The sequence below is a fragment of the Micromonospora sp. DT46 genome (genome assembly GCF_049841735.1).
GTDB lineage: Bacteria > Actinomycetota > Actinomycetes > Mycobacteriales > Micromonosporaceae > Micromonospora > Micromonospora reichwaldensis.
Window position 1 is genome coordinate 48,620 of record NZ_JBNCKW010000002.1, and the last position, 14,220, is coordinate 62,839.

The following is a 14,220-nucleotide window of genomic DNA, read 5'->3' on the forward strand; positions in this document are numbered from 1 at the left end:
GGTGGGCGCGCTGTGGCGGTGGGGCTCGGGGGTGGGTGGGGGGGGGGGGGGGGTGACAACCCCCGGGGGGCGCCCCCCAGCCTTCGGGGGGGGGGTGGGGGGGGGGGGGGGGGGCCCCCCCCCCCCCCCCGCCGCCGTACGACATGGGGCCGACCACCACATCGGGCCTTACCAGCAGCCGGCCGCACACGCAGCGTTTGGTGAACTTCTGGCATCTTCTGTGAAACGGGCCACGGGTCGGAGGCGGAAATGCCTGTGGCGACCGTACGGCGTAGCCTGGGAGCCGTCTCGTGCGCGCTCGAAGGCAGGGCGACACCGGACACCGCGTGACACACAAACCCGCGTGAAAGAGGCGATTACCGGCCGTGTCGACCCAGCAGACTTCGCAGGAGAACCCACTGGCGGGTTTCGGTCCGAACGAGTGGATCGTCGAGGAGATGTACCAGCGCTACCTCGCCGACCCCACCAGCGTCGATTCGGCCTGGCACGACTTCTTCGCGGACTACCGCCCGGCGCCCGGCGCCGGGAAGCCGCGCGGAACTGAGCAGGCCCCGAAGCCGGCCGCCAAGCCGGAGCCCGCCGGCCAGCAGGAGGCGGCCACCGCGGTCGCGCAGCCGACGGAGAAGAAGCCGGCGGAGAAGAAGCCCGAGACCAAGCCGGAGACCAAGCCGGAGAAGCCCGCCGCCAAGGCCGCCCCGGCCAAGCCGGCGCCCGCGAAGGCGGCTCCCGCCAAGCCCGCGGCTACCAAGCCGACCGCCACCGGCCCGCAGACCACCCCGCTGCGCGGCGTGGCCGCGAAGATCGTCCAGAACATGGACGCCTCGCTGGCCGTGCCGACCGCCACCAGCGTGCGCGCCGTCCCGGCCAAGCTGCTGGTCGACAACCGCATCGTGATCAACAACCACCTCACCCGTGGGCGCGGTGGCAAGGTCAGCTTCACCCACCTCATCGGCTACGCGATGGTCCGCGCCCTGGTCGCCCACCCGGAGATGAACAACTCCTTCGCCGAGGTCGACGGCAAGCCGGTCATGGTCCGGCCGGAGCACGTCAACCTGGGCATCGCGATCGACCTGACCAAGCCGGACGGCAGCCGCAACCTGGTGGTCCCCTCCATCAAGGCCTGCGAGCAGATGGACTTCCGGCAGTTCTGGCAGGCGTACGAGGACGTGGTCCGGCGTGCCCGCCGCAACGAGCTGACCATGGACGACTACTCCGGCACCACGATCTCGCTGACCAACCCCGGCGGCATCGGCACCGTGCACTCGATGCCGCGCCTCATGCAGGGGCAGAGCGCCATCATCGGCGTCGGCGCGATGGAGTACCCGGCCCCCTACCAGGGCATGTCCGAGGCCACCCTGGCCGAGCTGGCCGTCAGCAAGGTCATCACCCTCACCAGCACGTACGACCACCGGATCATCCAGGGCGCCCAGTCCGGCGAGTTCCTGAAGGTCATGCACGAGCTGCTGCTCGGTGAGCACGGCTTCTACGACCAGATCTTCACCTCGCTGCGCATCCCGTACGAGCCGGTGCGCTGGATGCGCGACGTCGCGGTCAACAACGAGGGCCAGATCAACAAGACCGCCCGGGTGCACGAGCTGATCCACGCGTACCGCGTGCGCGGCCACCTGATGGCCGACACCGACCCGCTCGAGTTCAAGATCCGCAAGCACCCCGACCTGGACGTGCTCCAGCACGGGCTGACCCTCTGGGACCTCGACCGCGAGTTCCCGGTCAACGGCTTCGCCGGCAAGCAGCGGATGAAGCTGCGCGCCGTCCTCGGCGTGCTGCGCGACTCGTACTGCCGGCGCGTCGGCATCGAGTACATGCACATCCAGGACCCGGAGGAGCGGCGCTGGATCCAGGAACGGATCGAGCGCAAGTACGAGAAGCCGTCGGCCGACGAGCAGAAGCACGTGCTCAACCGGCTCAACGCCGCCGAGGCGTTCGAGACCTTCCTCCAGACCAAGTACGTCGGGCAGAAGCGCTTCTCGCTGGAGGGCGGCGAGTCGCTGATCCCGCTGCTCGGCGAGGTGCTGGAGGCCTCCGCCGAGGGCGGGCTGGACGAGGTCGTCATCGGCATGGCCCACCGTGGCCGGCTGAACGTGCTGGCCAACATCGTCGGCAAGCCGTACGAGAAGATCTTCTCGGAGTTCGAGGGGCACCTGGACCCGCGTTCCACCCAGGGCTCCGGCGACGTGAAGTACCACCTGGGCCAGAACGGCAAGTTCACCACGCCCGACGGCGACCACGCGGTCAAGGTCTCGGTGGTGGCGAACCCGTCGCACCTGGAGGCCGTCGACCCGGTGCTGGAGGGCATCGTCCGGGCCAAGCAGGACCGGATAGACCTCAAGCTGGAGGGCTACACCGTGCTGCCGCTGGCGGTGCACGGTGACGCCGCCTTCGCCGGCCAGGGCGTGGTCGCCGAGACCCTCAACCTCTCGCAGCTGCGCGGCTACCGCACGGGCGGCACCGTCCACGTGGTGGTCAACAACCAGGTCGGCTTCACCACCGCCCCGGAGTACAGCCGCTCCAGCCTCTACAGCACGGACGTCGCCCGGATGATCCAGGCGCCGATCTTCCACGTCAACGGCGACGACCCCGAGGCCGTGGTCCGGGTCGCCCGGCTGGCCTTCGAGTACCGGCAGGCGTTCAACAAGGACGTCGTCATCGACATGGTCTGCTACCGCCGGCGCGGGCACAACGAGGGCGACGACCCGTCGATGTCCAACCCGCAGATGTACAAGATCATCGACTCGAAGCGGTCCGTCCGGAAGCTCTACACCGAGGAGCTGATCGGGCGCGGCGACATCACCGTGGAGGACGCGGAGGAGCTGCTGCGCGACTACCAGTCGCAGCTGGAGCGGGTCTTCAAGGCCACCCGCGACGCGGCCACCACGCCGCGGCAGCTCAGCCGCCCCAAGCGGGAGGACGAGCCGGAGCCGCAGGTGGAGACCGCCACCGACGCGGCCGTCGTCAAGGCCGTCGGCGAGGCGCACGTCAACCTGCCGGAGGGCTTCACCCCGCACAAGCGGATCCAGCAGCTGCTCGACCGGCGGGCCAAGATGTCCGTCGAGGGCAACATCGACTGGGGCTTCGGCGAGATCATCGCGTTCGGCTCGCTGCTGCACGACGGGGTCACCGTCCGGCTCGCCGGGCAGGACTCCCGCCGGGGCACCTTCGTCCAGCGGCACGCCTCCGTGGTCGACGCTCAGACCGGCGACGACTACCTGCCGTTGCAGTCGCTGACCGGCGACGGCGAGCGGTCCCGGTTCTTCGTGCACGACTCCCTGCTCAGCGAGTACGCGGCGATGGGCTTCGAGTACGGCTACTCGGTGGAGAACATCAACGCGCTGGTCGCCTGGGAGGCGCAGTTCGGCGACTTCGTCAACGGCGCCCAGTCGGTGATCGACGAGTTCATCTCCTCCGGCGAGGTGAAGTGGGGCCAGCGCTCCGCCGTCACCCTGCTGCTGCCGCACGGCCACGAGGGCCAGGGCCCGGACCACACCTCCGGTCGCCCGGAGCGGTTCCTCCAGATGTGCGCCGAGGACAACATGCGGGTGTCGATCCCGACCACCCCGGCGAACTACTTCCACCTGCTGCGCCGCCAGGCGCTGTCGCCGAAGCGCAAGCCGCTGGTGGTGTTCACGCCGAAGTCGCTGCTGCGGCACAAGCTCTGCGTCTCCCCGGTCGAGGACTTCACCACCGGCACCTTCCAGCCGGTGCTGCCCGACTCGGGCTCTCCGGCGCCGGAGCAGGTGAAGCGGGTGCTGCTCTGCTCGGGCAAGGTCTACTACGACCTGTTCCAGGCCCGCGCCGAGCGGGGCGTCACCGACACCGCGATCATCCGGATCGAGCAGCTCTACCCGATGCCGGTCGAGGAGATCCGGGCCGCCCTCGCGGCGTACCCGAACGCGGAGGACTTCGCCTGGGTGCAGGAGGAGCCGGCCAACCAGGGCGCCTGGTCGTTCGTCGCGCTCAACCTGCTGGAGCACCTGTCGGACGTACGGCTGCGCCGGATCTCCCGCCCGGCCGCCGCCGCCCCGGCCGTCGGCTCGGCGAAGATGCACGAGGTCGAGCAGACCGCGCTGATCGAGGCGGCCCTGCCCCGCCCGTGACCTGACAGCACCGCCGACCGGGGCAGGGACCGTCACGACGACGGCTCTGCCCCGGTCGGCGTCCCGGCTCCCGCCGCCGGCAGGCCCCGGCGGCACCACGGCCCACCCAGCACAGCGACGAAGAGGGACCGACAGCATGTACTTCACCGACCGTGGAATCGAGGAGCTCGTCGAGCGCCGGGGCGGCGAACAGGTCAGCATGGAGTGGCTCGGCGAGCGCCTACGCGACTTCGTGGACCTGAACCCCGAGTTCGAGACCCCGATCGAGCGCTTCGCCACCTGGCTCGCCCGCCTGGACGACGAGGACGAGGACTGAGCCGGACCGCCCCGGAGGAACGGACGTCCCCGGTGCCGCCACCGAACCGCTCCCGCCACACGCCCGTACGCCGGTCGGCCCTGGCGGCGGGCGCCGCCGTGGCGCTGCTGCTCTCGGGCTGCGGCGCGGAACCCCGACGCCGCCCCGGGCCGGTGCCGGGGAGCGCCGCCGGGTCCCCCGCGGCGGCACCGCCCCCGGTCTTCTACGTCGCCCCGGGGAACCCTGCGGCGGCGGAGGCGGACCGGCGGGAGGCGCTGGGCCGGACCGCCGACGCGGCGGCGCTGCGCCGGATCGGCGCGCGGCCCAGCGCGAAGTGGCTGACCGGCGGGCCGGCGGTCCGCGACGAGGTCGACGCGTACCTGGGGCAGGCGGCGCTCGCCGGCCAGACGCCGGTGCTGGTCGTGCACAACATCCCGGACCGCGACTGCGCCCGCCAGGGCACCGGCGGGGCCAGCGGCCCGGCGGAGTACCAGCGCTGGATCCGCGACCTCGCGGCGGGCGTCGGGGGCCGGCCGGTCACCGTGGTCCTCGAACCCGGGGCGGTGCCGGACGCCGTACGGGGCTGCGTCCGCGACCCCGACGGGCGGCTCACGCTGCTGCGGGACGCCGTCACCGTGCTCCGCAGCACCGGCAGCGCCCGGGTCTACGTGGACGCGGGGCACCCCGGCTGGATCTCCGACGTCGCCGCGCTCACGGCGGCGCTCGACCGGGCGGGGGTCGGCGAGGCCGACGGCTTCGCGCTCAACGTGGCCAACTTCTTCGGCACCGCGCAGAACGTCCGCTACGGCCACCGCATCTCCGACGCCCTCGGCGGCGGCACCCGCTTCGTCGTCGACACCAGCCGCAACGGCAACGGCCCCCACGCGGGTGCCACCGTGGACGGCGCGCCCAGCTGGTGCAATCCGCCGGGACGGTCGCTCGGTCAGGAGCCGACGGCCGATCCCGGCCTGCCCCGGGTGGACGCGCTGCTCTGGGTCAAGTACCCGGGCGAGTCCGACGGCGCCTGCCGCCCCGGGGAGCCGGACAGCGGCGTCTGGTGGCCCGAGTACGCCCTCGGTCTGGCCCGGCGCGCCGGCTGACCCGACCGACCTTGGCGGGCCGGCCAGCCCCGCCGCCCGCCTGCTCAGCCCCGCCAAGCCGGTCGGCCCGGCCGGCGGACCCGGTCAGGCCGTGCCGCCGCGTTCGGCCGGCGCCAGGCCGGTGCGCCGCAGCTTCTGCCAGCCCAGCCGGCCGCCGGTCAACGCGGTGACCACCGACTGGAGCATCACCAGGTACATCAGTTGCCGGTAGACGAACTGCTGGAGCGGCAGCACCCACAGCACGCCCAGCTTCTCCCGGTCCAGCCGGAACGCCACCACGGCGGTCAGCGTCTGCAACCCGAGCATGGCCAGCCAGGCCACGGCCGTGGCGGTGCGGTCCAGGAAGAACAACCCGTACAGGGCCAGCAGGTCGATCACCGGCGCCAGCAGGGGCAGCAGCACCCCGAAGAGGCTGAGGAAGGCCAGGCAGCGGCGGGTGAACCGGCCGGACGCGCCCCGGTCGAGCAGGGACCGCCGGTGCTTCCACATCGCCTGCATGGTGCCGTAGCTCCACCGGTAGCGCTGCTTCCACAGCTGCCCCATCGTCGCCGGTGCCTCGGTCCAGGCGCGCGCCGTCTCCTCGTACACCACCTTCCAGCCGGCCCGGCCCAGCGCCATGGTGATGTCGGTGTCCTCGGCCAGGGTGTCGTCGGTCATCCCGCCGGCGTACACCAGCGCCTGCCGCCGGAAGCCGCCGATCGCCCCCGGCACCGTCGACATGCAGCGCATCGACTCGTAGAGGCGACGGTCGAGGTTGAAGCCGATCACGTACTCGATGTGCTGCCACTTGGCGATCAGGCTGTCCCGGTTGCCCACCTTGACGTTGCCGGCCACCGCGCCGACCTGCGGGTCCGCGAACGGCTGCACCAGCCGTCGGACGGCGTCCGGTTCGAGGACGGTGTCGCCGTCGACCATCACGATCAGGTCGTGCCGGGCCAGCGCGACGCCGGTGTTCAACGCGCTCGGCTTGCCGCCGTTGGGCTTGCGAACCACCCGGACGTTCGGCAGGCCGAGCCCTTCGGCGATGTCGGCGGTGCCGTCGGTGGAGCCGTCGTCGACGACGACGACCTCGATCCCCCCGGGATGGTCGCCGGTGGCCAGCGACCGGACCGCCGCCGCGATCCCCTCCTTCTCGTTGTACGCCGGGACGATCACCGACACCGGGTCGGTGACCGGCGACCCCCAGGTCCAGTCGCGGGCCCGCCGCCGCCGGGCGTGCCGCCCGGCGAGCAGGAAGAGCAGCGCGGTACGCCCGACCGTGAGCATCCCGACGGCGACGAAGATCAGCCCGAAGCCGCTCATCGTCCGGTCCGCGCCCCGCACCGCCCAGACCAGCACCCGCCCCCGCAACCGCTCCCCGGCGGAGGCGGTCGGATTGCCGGTCACCTCGTGCCGTACCCCCGCGTCGGCCAACGCCTGGTTCAGCCCGCCGGTGACGGTGGCGAACTGGTACCCGCGCGCCTTCATCAACGGGATGAACCGGTCCAGCGCCTCGACGGTCTGCGAGCGGTCGCCGCCGGCGTCGTGCCACAGCGTGATCGCGCCCGCGTACCCGGACGGCGTGACGTTCTCGACGATCCGCTCGACGCCCGGCAGCGCCCAGTCCCGGCTGTCGGTGTCGTTGAGCACCGTCAGGTAGCCCAGGTCGCCGGCCTCGGTGACCAGCGGCCAGTCCCGGTCGTTCAGCGCGTCGGCGTGCGACGAGTACGGGAACCGCACCAGCGAGCTGCGGATCCCCGCCGCGCCGGCGACCGCGAGCTGGGTCTGGGCGTACTCCATGCGGCGCCGCCAGCCCGGCATGGTGGTCAGGTCGGGATGGGTGAAGGTGTGCACCCCGATCTCGTGCCCGGCCGCCGACATCTCCCGCACCAGCTCGGGATGCCGGGCGACCTGCGCCCCCAGCACGAAGAAGGTGGCGCTGACCTGGTGGGCGTCCAGCACCCGGAGCACCTCGCGGGTCCAGTTCGGATCCGGGCCGTCGTCGAAGGTCAGCGAGAGGGTGCGGGGCGGCAGCCGGTAGGAACGGGTCCGCTCGTCCCCGGCGCTGATGATCGGTCCCCCGTTCACCACCTCGTCGGGCACCCGGTCCTGGCCGGCGCCGGCCGGCTGGCGCTCGGGCACGAAGGCGGCGTCCGCGTACGCCCCGACGAAGAGCACGCCGGCCAGGACGACGAGCAGCATGCCGAGCACGGTCCAACTGGGCGGCGGCGCGACCCGCCGGACCCGGCCGTGGCGGCGGGCGGTCGTCCGGGGCCGGCGCGGACGGAAGCGGTCAGGCATCGTCGTCCGGTTCCCCGGGAGCGGGCGGCAGCGGCAGGTCGACGTCCGGGGACGGTTCCACGGGTGGCGGCTCGGAGGCCGGCGGGGCGGGCGGGGTGGTGGTCGCGGGTGGCCGTGAGACCGGCGGCGGGGTGGTGCGGCCGGGGGCGGATGGCGTGCTGGCGGGTGCTTGCGCCGGGGGCGGGGACGACCGGGGCGCCGACGGGGTGACCGGGCCCGGGGTCGGCCGGTCACCGGGCACGACCGGCGCGGGCCGCCCGACGGTCGGCTCAGGGGTGGCGGGCGTGCTGGCGGGCGCCGGAGGCGGGCTCCAGGGTCGTCGGGTGGACTCGACGAAGGGCAGGACGTTCTCCGGGCTCACCGGTCCCCCGGCGAAGCTCGCCCCGACCAGGACGGTGTACGCCACGCCGACCGACCCGAGGGCGTACGCGAGCCGCTGCCAGCGCTGCCGGCGTCGCCCGCTCGGGTCGACGAAGACCGGCGCGAGCGGGGGCGCGACGGCGTGGACGGCGGTCGGGGCGTCGGCCGCCGACCCGACCGCCGGAGCGTCCGCCGCCGGAGCGTCCGCCGCCGGGCCGACCGCCGGAACGTCCGCCGCCGGGCCGACCGTTGGAGCGTCCACCGCCGACAGCGGCGCCGTCGGTGCCTCGACCGGTGCCTGGGCGACCGTCGGGGCGTCGGCACCGGCCGGCACGACGGCTGGCCCGACAGCCGTCGCCTGGACGACGGTCGGGCTGTCAGAGGCCGCCTGAGCTGCGGCGGAAGGGTCGGGCATGGGTAGCGAGTCTAGGAACGCCGGCGTCGGTACCGGCCACCCCGCCGACGGAGTGAGACGAGGATCCTGCCTGCTCAGGGTTTGGATCTCGGCGGGCACCTGCACGATCTTGTAGCGTGGGGGCGTGGCCCGGAGCGTGTACGTGACCAGCGTGGGTTCGGGCGGCGGGAAGTCGACCATCGCCCTCGGCCTGGCCGAGTTGTTGTCCCGGCAGGTCGAGCGGATCGGCGCGTTCCGGCCGCTGGTCCGGGGGCACGGCCCCGACCCGATCCTCGCTTTGCTCAGTGACCGCTACCGGATCGAGCTTCCGCTGGCCGACCTGAGCGGCACCAGCTACGCCGAGGCGACCGCGCTGGTCGCCGACGGGCGGCGGGAGCAGCTCATCGCCGGCATCGTCGAGCGTTACCGGGAGGTCGAGCGGCGCTGCCCCGCCGTGGTCGTGGTCGGCAGCGACTTCGCCGACGGCGGCGACGGGGCCGGCCCCCGCGAACTGGCCTTCAACGCCCGGCTGGCCACCGAGTTCGGCAGCGTGGTGGTGCCCGTCGTCGACGGCTTCGGGCAGGAGCCGGCGGCGATCGCGGCCGCCGCGCGCGGGGCGTACCACGATCTGGAGGACCTGGGGGCGACTGTGCTGGCGGTGATCGCCAACCGGGTTCCCGGCCCGATGACGCTGCCCGAGCTGCCCGTGCCCACGTACGCCATCCCGGAGGTGCCGACCGTGTCGGCGCCGACGGTGGCCGAGGTGGCGGCGGCGCTCGGCGCCACCCTGCTCGCCGGTGACGACGACGCGCTCAGCCGCGACGTGCTCGACTACGTGGTCGGGGCCGCGCACGTGCCGACGCTGCTGGACCACCTGACCGAGGGCGCCCTGGTGATCACCCCCGGCGACCGGTCCGACCTGCTGGTGGCGGCGAGCGCCGCGCACGTGGCCGGGCAGGTCTCCGTCTCGGGGCTGGTGCTGACCCTCGGCGAGCAGCCCGACCCGCGCGCGATGCGGCTGGTCGAGGGCCTCAACACCGGGCTCGCGGTGCTCTCCGTGCCCAGCGACAGCTACGACACCGTGGCCGCCTCCAGCCGGATCGAGGGGCGACCCAGCGCGGCCAACCCGCGCAAGGTGGAGGCCGCGCTCGGCGCGTTCGAGCGCTGCGTGGACACCGACGACCTGGCCCGCCGGCTGCGGGTCAGCCGCTCCGAGCGGGTCACCCCGCTGATGTTCGAGTACGACCTGATCGACCGCGCCCGGGCCCGGCGCCGGCACCTCGTGCTGCCGGAGGGGGCGGAGGAACGGATCCTGCGGGCCACGGAAATCCTGCTGCGCCGGGGCGTCGCCGACATCACCCTGCTCGGCCGCCCCGACGACGTCGCCCGGCGCACCCGCGAGCTGGGCATCGACATCACCGGCGCCCAGGTGGTCGACCCCGTCGCCAGCGAGTGGCGCGACGAGTTCGCCGCCACGTACGCCGAGCTTCGCGCGCACCGCGGCATGACCCCCGACCTGGCCCACGACATCGTCGCCCAGCCGAACTACTTCGGCACGCTGATGGTCCAGACGGGGCACGCCGACGGGATGGTCTCCGGCGCGACGCACACCACCGCCGCCACCATCCGTCCCGCGTTCGAGATCATCCGGAACGTGCCGGGCGTCTCGGTGGCCTCCAGCGTCTTCTTCATGCTGCTCGCCGACCGGGTGCTGGTCTACGGCGACTGCGCCGTCAACCCCGACCCGGACGCCGCCCAGCTCGCCGACATCGCCATCTCCTCGGCCGACACCGCCGCCCGGTTCGGCATCGAGCCCCGGGTCGCGATGCTCTCCTACTCCACCGGCAGTTCGGGGGCGGGCGCCGACGTGGAGAAGGTCGCGGCGGCCACCAAGCTGGTCCGCGAGCGCCGGCCCGACCTGCTCGTCGAGGGGCCCATCCAGTACGACGCGGCCATCGACCCGGCCGTGGCGGCGACGAAGCTGCCCGGCAGCGACGTCGCCGGCCGGGCCACGGTCTTCATCTTCCCGGACCTCAACACCGGCAACAACACGTACAAGGCGGTGCAGCGCTCCGCCGGGGCGGTGGCCGTCGGGCCGGTGATGCAGGGCCTGCGCCGGCCGGTCAACGACCTGTCCCGGGGCGCCACCGTGCCGGACATCGTCAACACCGTGGCGATCACCGCCATCCAGGCCGCGGCCACCGAGGAGTCGTCATGAGCGGTCCCGCCGCCCCGCAGGAGCGCCCGGCCGGTCGCGTCCTCGTCCTCAACTGCGGGTCGTCGTCGGTGAAGTACCGGCTCTTCGACGGCGACCGGGTGGTCGACAAGGGCACCGTGGAGCGGGTCGGCGAGGCCGGCGGCGGTCCGGCCGACCACGAGACTGCCGTCCGGGGCATCCTCGACGGGCTGGACCTCACCGGGCTGGCCGCCGTCGGGCACCGGGTCGTGCACGGCGGGAAGCGGTTCGGCGAGCCGGTGCTGATCGACGACGAGGTGCTGGCCGCGATCCGCGACCTGGTCCCGCTCGCGCCGCTGCACAACCCCGCCAACCTGGCCGGCATCGAGGTCGCCCGGGCGGCGCTGCCGGACGTGCCGCAGGTCGCCGTCTTCGACACCGCGTTCCACACCACCCTGCCCGAGGCCGCCGCGACCTACGCGATCGAGCGGGACACCGCCGAGCGGTACGGCATCCGGCGCTACGGGTTCCACGGCACCTCGCACGCGTACGTGTCGCGGCGCACCGCCGAGCTGCTCGGCCGCCCGTACGCCGACGTGAACACGATCACCCTGCACCTCGGCAACGGCGCCAGCGCCTGCGCGGTGGCCGGCGGCCGGAGCGTGGCGACCTCGATGGGGATGTCCCCGCTGGAGGGCCTCGTGATGGGCACCCGCAGCGGCGACCTGGACCCGACCGTGATCTTCCACCTGCGCCGCGAGGGCGGGCTCTCCGTCGACGAGATCGACGACCTGCTCAACCACCGCAGCGGCCTGCTCGGGCTGACCGGCGCCAACGACATGCGCGAGGTGCTCGCCCGCCGGGCGGACGGCGACCCGGCGGCGGCGCTCGCCTTCGACGTCTACTGCCGGCGGATCACCGGCTACGTGGGGGCGTACTACGCACTGCTCGGCCGGGTGGACGCCGTCACCTTCACCGCCGGCGTCGGCGAGCACGCCGCCCCGGTCCGCGCCGCCGCCCTGGCCGGCCTGGACCGGCTCGGCATCGCGGTGGACCCCGAGCGCAACGCCGGCTCCGGCGACCGGGTCGTCTCGCCGGAGGGCGCCGAGGTGACCGTCTGCGTCGTCGGCACCGACGAGGAACGCGAGATCGCCCTCCAGACCCGCGCCGTCATCGAGACCGCTGGCTGACCGCCCGGACCGTCACCCACGCCGGCTCAGCGGCGGGCCTTTCCGCGTCGCCTGGCGGCCCGGGTGCGCCGGACGCGGTCGCGCCCCCGGCCCCGCCGGGGTGGTCCGGGGGCGGGCCGGTCGAACATCCCGGTCGGAACGAGGGCCGCGAAGAGGAAACCCCCGCCCAACGCCGCGCCCAGCAGCCCGAACGGGATGCCGCCCCAGGAGTTGAGGAAGAAGACCGAGTCGTCGGTGTTGCCGTTGGCGGCCACGAACTCCGCCGGCCGCTCCGGATCGACCCAGAGCATCATCTCCTCCGGAGGCTCCTCGACACAGCCGCCGGCCGAGCCGCAGAGGATGCGCTCGTTGTGCTGGACGCCGCCGTACTCGTACCAGACCTGGACGGTGTCGGTGCCGCCGCCGCGTCCGACGGTGTCGCGGCGGTCGCTCACGGTCGCCAGTACCGGGACGCCGTCCGCCCGCAGCCGCTCCGCCTTGATGTGCAGGTGCCACTTGTACGCCCCAATGGCCACCGCGTACGCCAGCCCCGCGAGCAGCAGCACCAGGCCGAGGGCGGCACTGCCCCGGTGGATGCCGCGAAGACCGGAGCGGAGCCTCCGCCACCGCCCCGGAACGCGCCCCGGGCCCGCCGCCGACTCCGGGCTTCCCGTCGGCGGCTCCCCCACGCCCGGCTCCGTGCTTCCCGTCCGCGGCTCCCCCGCGCCCGGCTCCGGGCCTCCAGGCGGCTCCACGCCGGTCAGCCCAGCGCGAGCCAGACGAGGAGGGCGACCAGCACGACCGCGACCGCCGCCGCGCCGACGAGCAGCGGCGTCCGGGACGCGCCGGCCGGGGCCTCGGGCTCGGCGGTGTGGGCGTAGGCGCGGAACGCCTCGGTGTTGCCGCTCGGGTCTGTGCGGTTCTCAGGCATGGCGGTGACCCTAGCGACACCGGTTGCCCGCCGCCGTCCCCGGCGCGCGTCCCGGGGTCAGGTCGAGCCGGCCGGTGGAGACGATCCGGCCGGGTGGTGAGGGCGTCCGGTCCGGACGGCGGGACCGCTGCGGGCCGCCGGACACCTACCGTGGATCCGTGGGGACAAAGCGGCTGGTCGCCGCACTGATGACGACGCTGCTGGCCGGTTGCGCCCCGGCGGGTGCCGCCGCGCCCGGCACACCGCCGCCGGCCCGTCCGGCGCCCGTGGCCGCCTACGCCGTCGGCGTACGCACGTTCACCGTCGACCCGACCTCGGCGCGCCCCCTGCCGGTGACCGTCTGGTACCCGGCGGAGGGCGACGCCGTGGCCGCCGGGCGCTTCCCCGTGGTGGTCTACAGCCACGGGCTGCACAGCCTGCCCGAGCTGCACGCCGGGCTGACCGCGCGCTGGGCCGCCGCCGGGTTCGTGGTCGCCGCCCCGGCCTACCCGCACACCCGGCGCGGCGCGGCCCGGTTCAGCCGTGCCGACGTACGCCACCAGCCGGCCGACGGCTGGCGGCTGATCCGGCACCTGACGCGGCTCGACGCCCGGGCCGGAGACCCGCTCGCCGGGCACCTCGACGTCACCCGGGTCGCCGCCGCCGGCCACTCGGCGGGCGGCTTCACCACGGCCGGCATGTTCACCTCCGGACGCTCGGGGCGGCTGCGCGCCGGCATCGTGATCGCCGGCGGCGGAACGGCCGGCAGCTTCGCCGGGCCGGCGGCCCCACTGCTCTTCGTGCACGGTACGGCGGACAAGATCGTGCCGGCGACGGTCGGCCGCGCCGCATACCAGCGCACGACCGGCCCCACCGCCTTCCTGAGCCTGCTCGGGCAGGGCCACGGCGAGTACCTGAACCCGGGGCGGCCCGGCTTCGACCAGGTCCTGGCCACCACCACCGACTTCCTCCGCTGGACGCTCTACGGCGACCCGGCCGCCGGCCGCCGGCTGCCCGGCGACGCCCGCCGCCCCGGCGTGACGCTCTACGAGACCCGCCCCGCCCGCTGACCCTCCCGAGCGGACGCCCGGCGCCCGGCCGGTCCCCGTCTGGACGCCGGAGCGGCCCCGGCGGGCGAAGGACGCCGCCGGTCTCGCCCGCCTGAGTGCCACCGAGCGGCAGTCGGGATCGGTCGACGCTCCGCCGGCCTCCGAGCCGCCGCCCGCCCAGGCCGATGGAAACTACTCATCAGGAGAGCGGGCTGGTGCGCCAACCAACGGTGATCAGGACGCCATGGACCCTAAAACCACCGGATAACGTCCATGGCGTCCTGATCACCGGGGCACCACCAGCGGCCCGGGCGCGGGCAGCGCAGCGGATGGCGGCGTACTGCGGCGGTCTGCGGCGGAGCGGGGCGCGCC

General features: G+C 74.1%; 10 protein-coding genes. 6 read left to right on the top strand and 4 right to left on the bottom strand.

Annotated features, from left to right (window positions below; all coding sequences use genetic code 11):
- Positions 1 to 365 precede the first annotated feature (365 nt).
- From ACLQ20_RS04455 to ACLQ20_RS04465, 3 genes are all read left to right on the top strand, one after another.
- Entirely contained in the window at positions 366 to 4,115 is a 3,750-nt protein-coding gene (locus tag ACLQ20_RS04455; RefSeq protein ID WP_425854299.1) for a multifunctional oxoglutarate decarboxylase/oxoglutarate dehydrogenase thiamine pyrophosphate-binding subunit/dihydrolipoyllysine-residue succinyltransferase subunit, read from the top strand.
- Positions 4,116 to 4,251: 136 nt separating this feature from the next.
- On the top strand, positions 4,252 to 4,431 hold the full coding sequence (locus ACLQ20_RS04460; protein WP_151456601.1) for a DUF6104 family protein: 180 nt from the start codon (positions 4,252 to 4,254) through the stop codon (positions 4,429 to 4,431).
- 32 nt (positions 4,432 to 4,463) lie between these two features.
- On the top strand, positions 4,464 to 5,510 hold the full coding sequence (locus tag ACLQ20_RS04465; protein ID WP_425854301.1) for a glycoside hydrolase family 6 protein: 1,047 nt from the start codon (positions 4,464 to 4,466) through the stop codon (positions 5,508 to 5,510).
- Positions 5,511 to 5,594: 84 nt separating this feature from the next.
- On the opposite strand, the gene ACLQ20_RS04470 is transcribed toward ACLQ20_RS04465, so the two are convergent.
- Both ACLQ20_RS04470 and ACLQ20_RS04475 read right to left on the bottom strand, forming a co-directional pair.
- Positions 5,595 to 7,790, bottom strand: a complete 2,196-nt coding sequence (locus tag ACLQ20_RS04470; RefSeq protein WP_425854303.1) for a bifunctional polysaccharide deacetylase/glycosyltransferase family 2 protein — start codon at positions 7,788 to 7,790, stop codon at positions 5,595 to 5,597.
- On the bottom strand, positions 7,783 to 8,565 hold the full coding sequence (locus ACLQ20_RS04475) for a hypothetical protein (protein WP_425854305.1): 783 nt from the start codon (positions 8,563 to 8,565) through the stop codon (positions 7,783 to 7,785). The genes ACLQ20_RS04470 and ACLQ20_RS04475 overlap by 8 nt, the downstream gene beginning before the upstream one ends.
- 124 nt (positions 8,566 to 8,689) lie before the next feature.
- On the opposite strand from ACLQ20_RS04475, the gene pta reads away from it, so the two are divergent.
- Both pta and ACLQ20_RS04485 read left to right on the top strand, forming a co-directional pair.
- Positions 8,690 to 10,762: a phosphate acetyltransferase gene (gene pta, locus ACLQ20_RS04480; RefSeq protein WP_151457387.1), complete on the top strand. Its 2,073-nt coding sequence runs from the start codon at positions 8,690 to 8,692 to the stop codon at positions 10,760 to 10,762.
- Positions 10,759 to 11,910, top strand: coding sequence for an acetate/propionate family kinase (locus ACLQ20_RS04485; protein ID WP_425854307.1), 1,152 nt, complete (start codon positions 10,759 to 10,761; stop codon positions 11,908 to 11,910). Before pta ends, ACLQ20_RS04485 begins: the two co-directional genes overlap by 4 nt.
- Before the next feature lie 26 nt (positions 11,911 to 11,936).
- On the opposite strand, the gene ACLQ20_RS04490 is transcribed toward ACLQ20_RS04485, so the two are convergent.
- Together ACLQ20_RS04490 and ACLQ20_RS04495 are read right to left on the bottom strand one after the other, a co-directional pair.
- Positions 11,937 to 12,578 (bottom strand): hypothetical protein, encoded by a 642-nt coding sequence (locus ACLQ20_RS04490; protein WP_425854309.1) that lies wholly within the window; start codon positions 12,576 to 12,578, stop codon positions 11,937 to 11,939.
- Between the two features lie 71 nt (positions 12,579 to 12,649).
- Positions 12,650 to 12,820 carry a hypothetical protein gene (locus ACLQ20_RS04495; RefSeq protein WP_192581597.1) on the bottom strand — a complete coding sequence of 57 codons (171 nt, stop codon included), beginning with the start codon at positions 12,818 to 12,820 and terminating at the stop codon, positions 12,650 to 12,652.
- Positions 12,821 to 12,978: 158 nt separating this feature from the next.
- On the opposite strand from ACLQ20_RS04495, the gene ACLQ20_RS04500 reads away from it, so the two are divergent.
- A complete protein-coding gene (locus ACLQ20_RS04500) occupies positions 12,979 to 13,869 on the top strand; it encodes an alpha/beta hydrolase (protein ID WP_327029495.1) in 891 nt (296 codons plus the stop codon).
- The last annotated feature ends 351 nt before the right edge of the window (positions 13,870 to 14,220 follow it).

What these genes read in the sequence shown, in the direction of transcription:
- ACLQ20_RS04485 (WP_425854307.1), top strand. Translation starts at nt 10,759, where the DNA reads ATGAGCGGTCCCGCCGCCCCGCAGGAGCGCCCGGCCGGTCGCGTCCTC.
- ACLQ20_RS04470 (WP_425854303.1), bottom strand. Translation starts at nt 7,790, where the DNA reads ATGCCTGACCGCTTCCGTCCGCGCCGGCCCCGGACGACCGCCCGCCGC.
- ACLQ20_RS04460 (WP_151456601.1), top strand. Translation starts at nt 4,252, where the DNA reads ATGTACTTCACCGACCGTGGAATCGAGGAGCTCGTCGAGCGCCGGGGC.
- ACLQ20_RS04475 (WP_425854305.1), bottom strand. Translation starts at nt 8,565, where the DNA reads ATGCCCGACCCTTCCGCCGCAGCTCAGGCGGCCTCTGACAGCCCGACC.
- ACLQ20_RS04495 (WP_192581597.1), bottom strand. Translation starts at nt 12,820, where the DNA reads ATGCCTGAGAACCGCACAGACCCGAGCGGCAACACCGAGGCGTTCCGC.